The organism is Commensalibacter melissae (genome assembly GCF_009734185.1).
In the GTDB taxonomy this organism is placed as follows: domain Bacteria; phylum Pseudomonadota; class Alphaproteobacteria; order Acetobacterales; family Acetobacteraceae; genus Commensalibacter; species Commensalibacter melissae.
Window position 1 is genome coordinate 1,505,914 of the sequence record NZ_CP046393.1, and the last position, 14,803, is coordinate 1,520,716.

Genomic DNA, 14,803 nt, shown 5'->3' on the forward strand with positions numbered 1-14,803 from the left:
GACTATTGGTAATTATGACAACTCCAAACCAAAAAGTCTATAAAATTATCAATCACTTATATTACAATACCGCTTTTTAGAGATATAAAATTTCTAGGGTTAAGGAATATTAAAAAATGAAGTGATCAACTTAAATATTGATTAAATTCTGCAATGATTTATTTTGTCACAATTAGTTTTGTTATTTTGATTTTTAATTATATAAATTTAGATATTGCCATTAAAAATAAGTTTCTTGCATATGACTTTACCCCAAAATACAACAAATTCTGATAAATCTCACTCACGTTTTCATCCATGGTTAAAAATATTTTTATATATCGGTCTAATAGCTGTCATTATTGGGGTGGCATATCGTTTTTATGGTGTATTTTCATCAACTTCCGAGCATTCCCATTATGTTGTTGAACAACCAGTTGCAGCAACAATTGTAAAGAAAAGCCATCTACCTGTTATTCTAACTGAACTTGGAACAGTCGTTCCCATTTCCAATGTTACCGTACAAACACGAATTTCCGGCTATTTACAACAAGTATTTTTCACGGAAGGGCAATTGGTTAAGAAAAATGATTTACTTGCCCTTATTGACCCACGTCCCTCAGAAGCTTTGAAGGCACAATATGAAGGCAATTTAAAAGCCGACACGGCCTTACTGCAACAGGCAAAATTGGATAATAAGCGCTATCAAACCCTTCTAAAACAAAACAGTATCGCCCCCATGACGGCTCAAGATCAGCAATATAAGGTTGCCCAGCTTGAAGGACAGGTCAAAACAGATCAGGCCCTAATCAAACAGCAAGAATTAAATCTTATCTACTGTCACATCCGTGCACCTGTTGACGGTCGCATCGGGATCAGACAGGTTGATGCGGGAAATTATATTACCGAAGGCCAAAGCGGAGGATTGGCCACTTTAACCCAAATGACCCCCATGTCGGTTATTTTTACCTTACCTGAAAATCAATTGGGCATTGTCTTGGAAGCTTTGAAAAATAAAAAAGAACTAACCGTTGAGGCTTGGAACACCGATAATACGACCAAACTTGCCACAGGAAAAACAAGCGTGATAGACAGTCAGATTGACACATCAACAGGAACCGTTCGGTTGAGAGCCATTTTTGAAAATAAAAACTGGGAACTTTTTCCAAACCAATTTGTAAATGCCCATTTACTAGTCAAGGTTATTAAAGATGCTTTGATTTTACCAAATAATGCTATTCAAACAGGACCAAATGGTTCCTTTGTGTATGTTATTCAAAAAGATTCAACGGTTAAAATACAGACAATCAAAACAGGATATAATGATGGTGAACATACGGTTATAACCGCTGGTTTAGTTGAGAATGAAAAAATAGTTACTGACGGAATTGATACTTTACATGAAGGTTCAAAAGTCATCATTCCCGAAAATACGCAATCTTCTGAATAATAATTAACTTGAAAATCATAACAGTTTCCCAATTTTGTCAAGTTTATAAATAAATAGAGATTTTTATGAATCCATCACGCCTTTTTATTTTGCGCCCCGTGGCAACAACCCTTCTTATGATTGCCATCATGATCTGCGGAATATTAGGCTATCGTTTCTTACCCCTGTCCGCGTTACCTGATGTTGACTATCCAACAATAACCGTTTCAACATTTTATCCGGGCGCAAGTCCGGATGTCATGATGACCTCGGTCACAGCACCATTGGAAAGTGAATTGGGATCCATCCCTGGATTAAATCAAATGATTTCCCAATCCTCTGGAGGGGCTTCAGTCATCACGTTACAATTCAATCTTTCAGTCTCCATGGATGTCGCAGCCCAGGAAGTGCAAGAAGCTATCAATCAGGCCAACTCCCTTTTGCCCACTGATTTGCCTGCACCTCCTGTTTATGCAAAAGTAAATCCTGCTGATACACCTATCCTTACGCTTGGCATTACTTCAAAATCTCTACCCCTGACCGAGGTTGAGGATTACGTTAATAACAGGTTGGCCACAAAAATAAGCCAGATTAATGGGGTAGGACTGGTTACCCTATCAGGAGGACAACGTAAGGCAATCCGTGTACAAATCAATATTCCTAAAATAACTTCATATGGAATTGATCTGGACAGTATCAGAACAACAATCGGTAACGTTAATGTCAATTCCCCCACCGGAAATTTGGATGGCCCAAAACGCGCCGTCACCATCCAGACCAATGGACAAATAAAAAATCCGGAACAGTTACTTAACCAAATTATCGCCTATAACAATAATGGGCCTGTTCGATTACGTGATGTGGCCACCGTCATAAACGGTCCAGAAAATAGTCAATTGATGGCATGGGCAAATAAAACACCAGCCTTGATTTTAAATGTACAACGGCAACCCAAGGCCAATATCATCTCGGTTGTTAACAATATCAATGAAATATTACCACAATTAAAAAAATCATTGCCTTCTGGTATAACATTAACGCCATTGACTGACCGCACGACATCCATTCGCGCTTCAATTCATGATGTAAAATTTGAGCTCATTCTGTCAATTATCTTGGTTATTTTGGTCATCTTTATCTTTTTAAGAAATATTTCTGCAACAATTATTCCCAGTCTTTCCGTTCCCCTATCCTTGATCGGAACCTTGGCGGTAATGTATCTTTTTAATTTCTCACTAGATAATTTATCCTTGATGGCATTGACAATAGCGACCGGTTTCGTTGTGGATGATGCAATTGTTATGATAGAGAACATTACACGATATATCGAAATGGGCGAAAACCGAATTCAAGCCGCTTTAAAAGGGTCAGAAGAAATAGGGTTTACAATCATATCGCTTACGATTTCTTTAATCGCTGTCCTTATCCCTCTATTATTCATGGGGGATATTATTGGTCGTTTATTTTACGAATTTGCAGTTACCCTGTCTATTACAATCATCATATCCGCCATTGTTTCTCTAACCCTGGTTCCAATGTTGTGTGCGCATATTCTGACCGAAATCGAAAAAAAACAGAACAACTATTTTTTTGATCGTGTGATAGACAGAATAATAGAATTTTACAATACCGGACTACAATTTGTCTTCAAACACCAGCCTCTAACCTTATTTATCACCTGTTGCACCTTTGTCATAACCCTCATAATGGCTTACTACATCCCCAAGGGTTTCTTTCCCGTTCAAGATAACGGTATGGCACAAGGCATATCCATCATGCCTCAAAATGCCTCGCTGAAAGCGGTCGCAAACAAGCAAAAAGCTCTGGCAAACACAATTTTAAACGATCCAGACGTGGATAACCTTTCATCATTTATCGGCATTGACGGACAGAATATGACCCTTAATCAGGGACGTTTCTTGATCAATTTGAAAAACCGAAAGGAACGTAAAACATCTATTGAAAAAACAATCAAAAGAATAACCCGGGCATCAAAACAGGTTGTTGGAACACAACTTTATCTTCGACCCATACAAGATCTCTCGCTAGAAACAACTTTTTCAGCCACCCAATACCAACTTTTGATCGAAAATCCGGATTACAGGCAACTTGAACTCTGGATACCTAAAATTGTTAACCGTCTGCAAAAAGAACCTGCCCTTTCCGATGTCTCCTCAAACCTGCAATCACAGGGATTGGTTGCCAATATCACCCTTGACCGTGCCACAGGTGCTCGTTATTCCATCACACCTCAAACAATTGATAATGTTTTATATGACTCTTTTGGCCAACGCCAAATTTCCACTATTTTTACAGAATCAAACCAATACAGGATCATTCTGGAAGCCGATCCAAAATTTCAAAAACATTTGACCTCTTTGAACCAGCTTTATCTTCCCGGAATAAATGGCAACAATTCCGCTTCAACTTCTGGTCCAACAAGAAATCCAACCTCCGGTCTGGTTCCTTTATCCCAGGTAACAAGAATCACTCATGACACCGCACCCCTTCTAGTCACCCACTTCGGTCAGTTTCCAGCCATATCGATTTCCTTTAACATCAACAAGGGTCATTCCCTGGGGGAGGCAACACAAATCATTAATTCCATCCACAAGGAACTGAATCTTCCCTCAAGCTTCCAAGTCAGTTTTCAAGGAATAGCGGCTGCATTTGAAAAGAGCCTTAAAAATGAATTGTTTCTTGTTATAGCGGCCATTATTGCTGTTTATATTATCCTTGGCATTCTTTATGAAAGCTTCATTCATCCCATAACTATTTTGTCAACCCTTCCCTCGGCCACGATTGGTGCACTATTTGCACTATGGATTGATGGATGCAACTTAGATATTATGGGAATTATTGGCATCATTCTATTAATTGGAATTGTCAAAAAAAATGCCATTATGATGATTGATTTTGCGCTGGAGGCTGAAAGGAAAGACAAGAAATCCTCACTGGAGGCAATTCATCAGGCAGCACTTCTACGATTCAGGCCCATTCTGATGACAACCCTGGCGGCCATGTTAGCGGCTATTCCCATGATGCTGGGAACAGGAACCGGATCTGAACTAAGGCATCCTTTGGGTATCAGCATTTTTTGGGGGCTTCTTGCCAGCCAATTGCTCACTCTTTTTACAACTCCCATTATTTATCTATATATGGAAAGATTTAAAAACTGGGGGCATCATTTTTTTTCATCATTATCCAATCACCAACCAATTGATGAAAAACCTGAATCATGAATATAGCAAAACCCTTTATACAACGGCCTGTTGCAACAATTTTACTCACAGTTACATTATTTCTAACAGGTATACTGGGTTACGAACTATTACCGGTTTCTGATCTTCCCAACGTGGATTTTCCTGTAATCATGATACGTGCCCAACAAGCGGGCGGCACACCAGAGGAAATTGCCAGCTCTATTGCTGCACCATTGGAGAGAAGGCTGGGACAGATACCTGGCACCAATGAAATGACTTCACAATCAACCCAAAACCAGGTCAGGATCATTTTACAATTCGATCTTTCCAAAGATATCAATAATGCGGCAAGGGATGTAGAAGCCGCCTTACAAGCCGCACGTGCCGACCTTCCCTCTTCGATGCGTTCCAATCCATCCTATTTCAAGATGAATCCCTCCACCTCTCCCATCATGATCTTGGCCATGACATCCAAGACCAAAACCTTGCCACAGCTTTATGATTATGCGACAACTGTTTTGCAACACCAGCTCTCAAGTATCAAAGGGGTCGGGCAAGTTGAACTGGGGGGAAGTTCACTACCGGCAGTCAGAATTGAACTAAACCCGCATGCTCTTTACAAATACGGTATTGGATTTGAAGATGTCAGGGCGGCACTGGCATCAACCAACGCTCATACACCCAAAGGTTTTATTGAGGAAGGTGACAAACGCTATCAATTAGCAACCAATGATCAGGCAACAAAGGCTGAAGCCTATCGAAACCTCGTAATTGCATATAGAAATCATGCACCTGTCATGTTAGAGAACATCTCAACAGTAAAAGACGACGTTGAAGACTTACATCATGCGGGATATTATAACGATAAACGCTCCATCATTCTGGTTATTTTTCCTCAAGCTGGTAGTAATGTCATCAAGACAACCAGTTTGATTCATAAAAAGTTATCATTGATAAAGGCAGCCTTACCAGCCGATGTGAATCTGCACATTGCCATTGATCGTTCAACCACAATCAGGGCAACCCTGTTTGATACCCAAATGACATTGGTCATATCTATTGTTCTAGTCATAACGGTTGTTCTGGTTTTTCTAAGAAACATTCGAGCCATTATTATTCCTGCCGTTGTTTTGCCAGCCTCCATTATCTCCACATTTGCCATTCTTAAATTATTGGGTTATTCACTTGATACGTTTTCCTTAATGGCGCTAACCATCGCAACCGGCTTTGTCGTGGATGATGCCATTGTTGTGCTGGAAAATATAAACCGGCATTTGGAGAATGGTATATCTCCCAAAGCTGCCGCTTTATATGGTGCAAAGGAAGTCTCGTTTACGGTAATCTCGATCACTATATCTTTGATTGCCGTGTTCCTGCCGATATTGCTGATGGGTGGTTTGATAGGAAAATTGTTTCATGAATTTGCCATGACCCTTTCTATAACCCTGATTATTTCGATGATCCTTTCCCTGACTCTAACTCCCATGATGTGTGCTTTTATTCTTATGCGACACCAAGGAAACAATAATAAACGGGGATATAAAATTAATCATTATTTTATAAAATTATTTGATTATTGTGATCAACTTTATCAAAGCACTCTTTCGCACATCCTTAAATATCCCCTTCTCGTTGCCCTATCAATTCCTGCAACGATTATCCTTATGATTTTCCTTTTTATAACCATGCCTAAAGGTTTCATGCCTAATGAGGATATCGGGGTTTTGTTATGCCATCTTCAGGGCGATCAATCCATTTCCTTTCAAAACATGAAAGAAAAAATCCAGTTTGTTCAGAAAATACTTATAAATGATCCGGATATTGCATCCATTTCCTCCTTTACTGGAGGCAAAGCGGTCAATCAGGGAAATATCTTTATTTCCTTAAAAGATAAAAAATTACGAAAAAACAATATTTTTGAAACTCAAGCGCGACTTTCTAAAAAATTACAAAATATGGTTGGCGCGAAATTCTATATTTTCCCTCCCAATATATTACATGTAGGCGGGCGTTCAAGTAACGCAAACTATCAATATACTTTACAATCAGATTCCTCTAGCGAATTATATAAATGGATGCCCAAACTTGTTGAAGCACTAAAAAAACATCCCGGTATCATCACAGATGTCTCTTCCGATGTCCAACAGGGAGGTGAGGCAATCAATATTGATATTCTTCGGGATACAGCCGCACGAGTTAACTTAACACCACAACTTATTTCAAATACGTTGTTTGATTCTTTTGGACAGCGTGCCGCTTCAATTATTTATAATCCGTTAAACCAATATCGGGTCATTATGGAAACGGATCCGCGTTACGCCCCTCATACCGGTGCCTTGAATCAGGTATGGGTCAGTGTTGCAGGAGGATCACCCGGTGGCGGAACCGTATCAAATACAATCCGTGTCAAATCGAATGCATTTTTAAGTCAAGAGGATAAAATCGAGCAGGATAACTTTAGAAACCAGATCGCGAATAGACTTGCCGGGGGTAATGGTGCATCCAATGGTTCAGCTGTCTCCACCAATCATGAAACCATGATCCCATTATCTTTTGTCACTAACCAGAACAAAGCATTGACCTCATTATCAGTCAATCATCAGGGTATGTTCGTTGCCGCGACTTTATCATTTAACTTGGCAAAAGGAAAATCACTGAGCGATGCCATTCAGCTCATCAAAACAGAAACCGTCAAAATTCATTTACCAAAAAATATAGCAGGAAGTTTTTCTGGCAATGCAGCCCAGTTCCAGAGTAGCATCAAAAATAATATCATTATCATATTTGCCGCAATTGCCGCCGTTTACATTACACTGGGTATATTATATGAAAGCTACATCCATCCTTTAACAATTCTATCCACCCTTCCCTCGGCAGGTGTTGGCGCATTACTGGCGCTTGATCTGTTCGGGGAAGAATTTACTATTATAACCATGATTGGCATTATCCTACTTATTGGGATTGTCAAAAAAAATGCCATTCTTTTGGTTGATTTCGCTATCAAGGCAGAAGAGTCAGAAAACATGGATACAAAATCAGCAATTTTACTAGCATGTAAATTACGCTTTCGTCCCATTCTCATGACTACCGTTGCAGCTGCATTTGGTGCAGTTCCTCTTATTCTTTCCAATGGATATGGTTGCGAGATCAGACGTCCACTTGGAATCGCGATTGTAGGGGGTTTAGTGGTCAGTCAGGCTCTGACCTTGTATACAACCCCAGTAATTTATATCTATATGGATCGATTACGACATAACCGTCTGTTAAAGAGACTATTTTTTCATGGGGGACAACAACGTGCATAATAGGGGCATCAACCTGTTCTCCTTACGATATGTGGGGATCACTTTCTTTTTTTTTCTAAGCGGCTGTATGGTTGGACCAAATTATCATCGCCCCGCTCCAGTCATTTCACATCGGTTCAAGGAATTGAAACCAGTTAACGGATGGCAGACAGCCAATCCCAGTGCCGCCGCCTTTCCTAAAGGTGAATGGTGGACTATCTATAATGATCCTGTTCTTAATCAGCTGGAAGAACAGGTTGATATTTCCAATCAGAATTTAAAACAGGCAGAAGCAAATTATCGTTATGCGCGTGCTTTGATTGACCAAACTAAGGCAGCTTTATACCCAACATTAAATCTTGGCACGAATTTTGACCGTCAAGGTAACGGAGGTGGTGCAAGAAGCATCGGTAATGGGGGCGGAAATATTAATTATTCATCCGGAATGACAAGAAATACTTATGCATTACAAACCTCTGCAAGCTGGGATCTCGATCTTTGGGGAAAAATACGACGTAACACGGAAAGCCAAGTAGCAGCTGCACAAGCCAGTGCCGCAGATCTTGCCAATGCAAGACTATCTTATCAAAGCCAGTTGGCCCAGACCTATTTTAACTTGAGATATCAAGATTCATTAATAGATTTATTGCAAAAAACCGTTAAAGCCTATGAGCAATCCTTAAAAGTAACCCAGGATCAACATAATGCCGGTGTTATTGAACCCACGGCATTATTACAGGCACAGACACAGCTTGAGCAAACAAAGGCACAATTGACTGCTGCAGGTATTTCTCGATCCCAATACGAACATGCTATTGCCACTCTAATTGGAAAGCCCCCAGCAAATTTATCAATTCCTCACGGTATTTTAAATGACAACATACCTCAAATTCCAGTAGGTGTTCCATCCATTTTATTACAAAGAAGGCCTGATATAGCTTCAGCCGAACGCCATATGCAAGAAAAAAATGCCCAGATAGGAGCTGCTATTGCAGCATTTTTCCCCGATGTAACCTTATCAGCCAATTTATCCTATAGTGGTAATCCGGTGGGCAGCCTTGTTCAAGTTGCCAACCGCATCTGGTCTTTGGGAGCATCCGCTTCAGAAAACTTGTTTGATGGCGGGGTAAGAAGTTCAATGGTCAAACAGGCAGAGGCACAATATGATGCTTCTGTGGCTCAATATAGGCAAACCATTCTTACAGCCTTGCAATCCGTTGAGGATCAACTATCTAACCTTAATATCCTGAACGATCAAAAAATCCAGCAACAAGCAGCGGTTGAATACGCTGACAAAACCCTTAAAGTAGCCCTGGCACAATATATGAGCGGCACTCACGATTATACCACTGTTGTAACTCAACAAGTCGCTTTATTAAATAATCAACAAACAGCTCTTGGAATACAGCAACAGCAAATGGTGGATAGCGTCTTGTTGATCGAAAACCTTGGAGGTGGCTGGAAGGATGATCGATTGCCAAGCAAATCCTCTTTAACCTCCAATATACCTTTTATACCTTCTGTATTACAGCAAAACAAAAACTAGCTCTATTATACAAAAAATGAAATTATTTTAATAAATAATAATTTGTTAGTGATTTCATTTTTTCAGAAACAAGGTTTTTTAATTTTGAACAATATCCAAAATCTTAAAATATTTGATTTAAAATCAAACGTAAAATATATTAAACTATCATAAAAAAAATTCACAAAATAAAATTGGTTTCTTATAAAAAGCCAATATTTAATACATTTTTAAATCAATGATATTTTAAGCTTAATACTGCGAACTCATTCCCTGTCTTTGTTTCATGTCCCTAAAAAATGACAAACAAATCAATTATTTTAACATATCACTAAAATTAATTTACAACTCAACATCTCAAGAAATTAATTATTAAGTAATTTTCTTCCAACCAAAAACGCAAGAATAAAAAATAAAAAAGCGAATAACAGTGCAATAAAAAATATAATCTTAGCAATACCTGCTGCTATAATTGCCACACTTGTAAAACCAAGAAGCCAAGCCAATAAAGCAATTAAAAGACAAATAAATGCAATTTTAAGCATATCCCGGCTCTCCTTTTCAATCTATCCCAAGATTCTTCCAAAAGCCTAACGCGTTAACATATATTTTTTTTACAACTTAATTATAATCCCAATTTTGTTCATTACAAACAAAAAAAGAGATAGAAACCTATCTCTTTTTAAAAATCAAAAGGGTATTTTAATATTATGCAGCTAACTCGTTTGAATCTTCATCAGTGGGCTTTGGTCCACTGTCAAGCCCTTTTGCATTTACATCACGTTCAATAAATTCGATAACTGCCATATCAGCAGCATCACCATAACGGACACCAGCTTTCAACACACGCAAATATCCACCTTGACGCGATTTGTAACGATCAGCAATAACAGAAAATAATTTAACAACAATAGTCTCGTCACGCAACATGGCATAAGCCTGTCTACGTGCATGCAAATCACCACGTTTTCCCAATGTCACAAGTTTCTCGACAACTGGACGTAATTCCTTAGCTTTTGGCAAAGTCGTTGTAATCTGTTCATGCTTAATTAATGCAACGGCCATATTTCTGAACATTGCAAGGCGATGCGATGAAGTCACACCCAATTTACGGCCGGATATACCGTGACGCATAATTTCAATCCTCTTCTATCATACTATGCTTAAAACAGCTCATCCAGCCGTTTAGCTAACTCTTCAATATTTTCTGGTGGCCAAGCAGGCACATTCATTCCCAATGACAATCCCATTGAAGAAAGAACTTCCTTGATTTCATTCAATGACTTGCGACCAAAATTAGGAGTGCGTAACATTTCTTGCTCTGTCCGCTGCACCAGATCGCCAATATACACAATGTTATCATTCTTGAGACAGTTGGCGCTACGAACTGACAATTCAAGCTCATCAACTTTGCGTAATAAATTACGATTGAATGGAAGCTCTTCCTTAGGCTCTTCCGTCACGACTGGTTTAGGCTCATCAAAATTGATAAAAAGCTGGAACTGATCTTGCAAAATACGCGCAGCCAAAGCTACGGCATTTTCAGGCGTTACAGAACCATCTGTTTCTAAAGTCAATAACAGCTTGTCATAATCTGTTACCTGCCCAACACGGGTTGGCTCAACTTTATAGGAAACGCGACGAACAGGGGAATATATCGCGTCAATTGGAATCATCCCAATTGGAGCATCCTCTTGACGGTTAGTAGAGGCAGGTACATAACCTTTACCCATTTCAACGGTAAATTCCATACCCAACTTTATTCCATCATCAAGTGTGCAAATCACAAGGTCAGGGTTCATGATTTCAATATCATGATCTGTCTGAATTTGTCCGGCTGTAACTTGGCCTGGACCTACCGCGGACAAAATCATCCGTTTTGGACCATCACTATGCATACGTATGGCCAGTTGCTTAACATTCAGGACAATATCCGTGACATCTTCCCGCACACCATTAACTGATGAAAATTCGTGAAGAACGCCATCAATACGAACAGCTGTAACAGCAGCCCCTTGAAGAGAAGATAAAAGTACTCGCCGAAGCGCATTACCGAGCGTCATGCCGAAGCCACGTTCAAGCGGCTCCGCCACCACGGTCGCCACATTTTGTGACGCCGAGCCCGGTTCGACTTCCAGCTTCTCCGGCTTAATAAGAGATTGCCAGTTTTTCTGGAGGACCAAGGTGGTGGCCTTTCAATTCAAATTATTACCAAAAAAGTAACAAAATCTTAACTTCAAAGTCAGCTTTTGTTACTTGGATATTATTTCCATTCATTATTGATTGAAAATAATATACGAACGATTAAACGCGACGACGTTTACGTGGACGACATCCGTTATGTGGCACTGGTGTGGTATCCCGGATTGAAGTAACCGTAAAACCTACCGCCTGTAAAGCACGCAGTGCGCTTTCACGTCCAGATCCCGGGCCAGACACTTCAATTTCAAGAGTTTCCATACCATGTTCACGAGCTTTACGTCCTGCATCCTCAGCAGCAACCTGTGCTGCATAAGGTGTAGATTTGCGTGAACCTTTAAATCCCTGAGCACCCGCTGAAGACCATGAAATTGCATTTCCTTGAACATCAGAGATAGTGATCATCGTATTATTAAACGTAGACAAAACATGCGCTACGCCAGAAGTAATGTTTTTGCGTTCTTTTTTTCTAAGACGCGGTGTGGCGGGTTTCGCCATGGCTTTTATTATCCTGTCCGTTTAGTTATAAAAAATTAAAACAAACCAAGGGTTAACGTGTTACTTTTTTCTTACCAGCAATAGCAACCGCCTTACCCTTACGTGTACGAGCATTTGTGTGAGTTCTCTGACCTCTTACAGGCAAACCACGACGATGACGCAATCCACGGTAACATCCCAAGTCCATCAAACGCTTGATATTCATTGAGATTTCACGACGAAGATCACCCTCAACCTGATACTCGCTATCAATTAACTCACGAATTTTCAGAACCTCATCGTCTGAAAGTTCGTTCACCCTACGTTCGTCAGGAATTGACAATTTATTACAAATTTCCTGCGCTTTTGTCGGCCCAATGCCGTATATATAACGCAGACCAATGGTTACCCGCTTATTCGTCGGGATGTTTACGCCGGCAATACGCGCCACGCCCAATACTCCTTAATTAGCCTTAATAATTTAGGTCTATTCTTAACAGCTAGCCACTAAAAAAGCAACAGTTACGAGATCAATAACTGTTTCATTAATAACTAACATGTTTGAAATACTTTTAAAAGCATCAATATAACTTTCATACTAACAGAGTCAATATAGTATGATAATTTTTTCACAAAAATATAAACTTACATTTTATTTTTTTTTAAAATTAAATCAATATCTTTTGTCACCTCATCCACATTTTTCATACCATCAATGGAATACAAACATTTTTTTTCTTCATAATATGGCAATAAGGGAGCGGTCTGTTCGCGATAGACTTTTAAACGTTCCAGAACGGTATCTTTATTATCATCATCTCTTGAGACAAATTCCGTTGAACCACATGCATCACAGACTCCGTCTTTTTTTGGTTTTTTAGAAAGTTTATTATAACTGGCACCACATTTTGCACAACTAAACCGGTTGGAAATTCGCTCTGCAAGTTTTTCTTCATCCACTTTTAATAATAATACAGCATCAAGTTTCAGATGTTCAGAGACAAACATTTTATCCAACGCTTTTGCTTGATCCACATTGCGAGGGAAACCATCAAGAATAAAACCGTTTTTACAATCATCCTTTTTAATTCTTTTTGCAATCATTTCAACCATCAGATCATCAGGAAACAATAACCCCTTATCCATAATATCCTTGGCTTTTTTCCCGATTTCTGACCCTGACCTCACCTCAGCCCTCAGCATATCTCCTGTGGAGATTTGCGCGATATGATATTTTTCTGACAAACGTTGAGCCTGCGTCCCTTTACCCGCCCCTGGTGGGCCCAAAAATATTAGCTTCACCGTTTTTTTCCTTTTCCAAACCTGGATTTGCGTAATAGACCCTGATATTGATGCGCAACCAAATGGGATTGAACCTGCGTTACCGTATCTATTGTCACAGAAACTATGATTATCAAACTGGTTCCACCAAAATAGAAGGGAACATTGTAATGATTGATTAAAAATTGTGGCAATAAACAGACAACAACAAGATATAGCGCTCCAATTGTTGTTAACCGTGTCAGGATATTATCAAAATAGGTTGCTGTATTTGCACCTGGACGAATACCGGGAATAAATCCACCCTGTTTTCGTAAATTATCTGCCGTTTCTTTGGGATTAAAGGATACAGCTGCATAAAAATATGAGAAGAAAATAATCATGGCAGCATAAAAGACCATATATAAAATATGACCCTGACCGAATTCCTGTCCTAGATATGCCAACCATCCAGGTGTCGATTCATTTGATAGAAATCCAGCTATTGTTACAGGTATCAATAAAACTGAAGACGCAAAAATAGGCGGTATAACCCCAGCGGTATTAACTTTTAATGGCATATGTGTTGAATCACCACCATACATGCGTTGCCCAACCTGCCGTTTGGGATATTGTATGACAACTCTTCTTTGCGCCTGTTCCATAAACACGATAAAGGCGATTGTAACCGCTGCCAATACAAGAAATGCAACGACAAAAAATGGAGACAAAGCGCCAGTGTAACCCAGTTGAAATAAACTTGCCAAAGCCGTTGGTAAATTAGCGACAATACCGGCAAAAATAATCAATGATATTCCATTACCGACCCCGCGTGCCGTGATTTGTTCCCCCAACCACATCAAAAACATCGTTCCCCCAACCAGCGTGATGACGCAGGTTAACAAGAAAAGCATTCCCGGATTAGTAACGGCAGAACCTGCGGGACTTTTCATACTTTCCAACCCAATGGCAATTCCATAAGCCTGGAATAAAGCAATGAAAACCGTCAGGTAACGTGTATATTGATTAAGCTTTTTACGTCCTTGCTCCCCTTCCTTTTTCAAGGCTTCAAGAGATGGCATCGCAGAGGACATCAACTGAATGATAATAGATGCACTAATATAGGGCATGATGTTTAGGGCAAAAATGGTCATACGACCCAAGGCGCCACCACTGAACATGTCAAACATACCAAGAATACCACCCTGGTGTTTAGCCAGCAATTGTGACATTACCGTAGCATCCACTCCCGGAACTGGGATATAGGTTCCTAGACGGTAAATAATTAACGCACCCAATGTAAACCAAATACGCTTTTTTAATTCAGTTGCTTTAGAAAACGCACTGACATTAATATTCGCCGCTAGTTGTTCGGCCATAGAGGCCATAATTTTATCCTTTCAAAAAAAACAGCGTCACCGTAACGAAACGGGACGCTGTAATTTTA

General features: G+C 39.7%; 11 protein-coding genes. 4 read left to right on the forward strand and 7 right to left on the reverse strand.

Translation table 11 applies throughout. The features are described 5' to 3' along the window. The first annotated feature begins 241 nt into the window (after positions 1–241). The 4 genes from GN303_RS06660 (at position 242) to GN303_RS06675 (ending at position 9,441) form a co-directional block, all read left to right on the forward strand. Complete coding sequence (locus tag GN303_RS06660) at positions 242–1,429, forward strand: efflux RND transporter periplasmic adaptor subunit (RefSeq protein ID WP_110438376.1); 1,188 nt, start codon at positions 242–244, stop codon at positions 1,427–1,429. Positions 1,430–1,494: 65 nt separating this feature from the next. After that, positions 1,495–4,650, forward strand: a complete 3,156-nt coding sequence (locus GN303_RS06665; protein ID WP_110438377.1) for an efflux RND transporter permease subunit — start codon at positions 1,495–1,497, stop codon at positions 4,648–4,650. Continuing rightward, entirely contained in the window at positions 4,647–7,916 is a 3,270-nt protein-coding gene (locus GN303_RS06670; protein ID WP_110438378.1) for an efflux RND transporter permease subunit, read from the forward strand. The genes GN303_RS06665 and GN303_RS06670 overlap by 4 nt, the downstream gene beginning before the upstream one ends. Next, positions 7,894–9,441: an efflux transporter outer membrane subunit gene (locus tag GN303_RS06675; protein WP_110438379.1), complete on the forward strand. Its 1,548-nt coding sequence runs from the start codon at positions 7,894–7,896 to the stop codon at positions 9,439–9,441. The genes GN303_RS06670 and GN303_RS06675 overlap by 23 nt, the downstream gene beginning before the upstream one ends. 344 nt (positions 9,442–9,785) lie before the next feature. Here the strand turns inward: GN303_RS06675 and GN303_RS06680 are convergent, their stop codons facing one another. The 7 genes from GN303_RS06680 to secY form a co-directional block, all read right to left on the reverse strand. Beyond that, positions 9,786–9,965 (reverse strand): DUF1328 domain-containing protein, encoded by a 180-nt coding sequence (locus GN303_RS06680; RefSeq protein ID WP_110438380.1) that lies wholly within the window; start codon positions 9,963–9,965, stop codon positions 9,786–9,788. A 163-nt stretch (positions 9,966–10,128) separates the two neighbouring features. Next, positions 10,129–10,554 carry a 50S ribosomal protein L17 gene (gene rplQ, locus GN303_RS06685; protein ID WP_110438381.1) on the reverse strand — a complete coding sequence of 142 codons (426 nt, stop codon included), beginning with the start codon at positions 10,552–10,554 and terminating at the stop codon, positions 10,129–10,131. Between the two features lie 29 nt (positions 10,555–10,583). Next, complete coding sequence (locus GN303_RS06690) at positions 10,584–11,603, reverse strand: DNA-directed RNA polymerase subunit alpha (RefSeq protein WP_110438382.1); 1,020 nt, start codon at positions 11,601–11,603, stop codon at positions 10,584–10,586. Positions 11,604–11,724: 121 nt separating this feature from the next. Continuing rightward, positions 11,725–12,117, reverse strand: coding sequence for a 30S ribosomal protein S11 (rpsK, locus tag GN303_RS06695; protein WP_110438383.1), 393 nt, complete (start codon positions 12,115–12,117; stop codon positions 11,725–11,727). Between the two features lie 52 nt (positions 12,118–12,169). After that, positions 12,170–12,547, reverse strand: a complete 378-nt coding sequence (rpsM, locus tag GN303_RS06700; protein ID WP_110438384.1) for a 30S ribosomal protein S13 — start codon at positions 12,545–12,547, stop codon at positions 12,170–12,172. Between the two features lie 194 nt (positions 12,548–12,741). After that, complete coding sequence (locus tag GN303_RS06705; protein WP_110438385.1) at positions 12,742–13,398, reverse strand: adenylate kinase; 657 nt, start codon at positions 13,396–13,398, stop codon at positions 12,742–12,744. Next, positions 13,395–14,744 (reverse strand): preprotein translocase subunit SecY, encoded by a 1,350-nt coding sequence (gene secY, locus GN303_RS06710; protein ID WP_110438386.1) that lies wholly within the window; start codon positions 14,742–14,744, stop codon positions 13,395–13,397. Before secY ends, GN303_RS06705 begins: the two co-directional genes overlap by 4 nt. Positions 14,745–14,803: the final 59 nt, after the last annotated feature.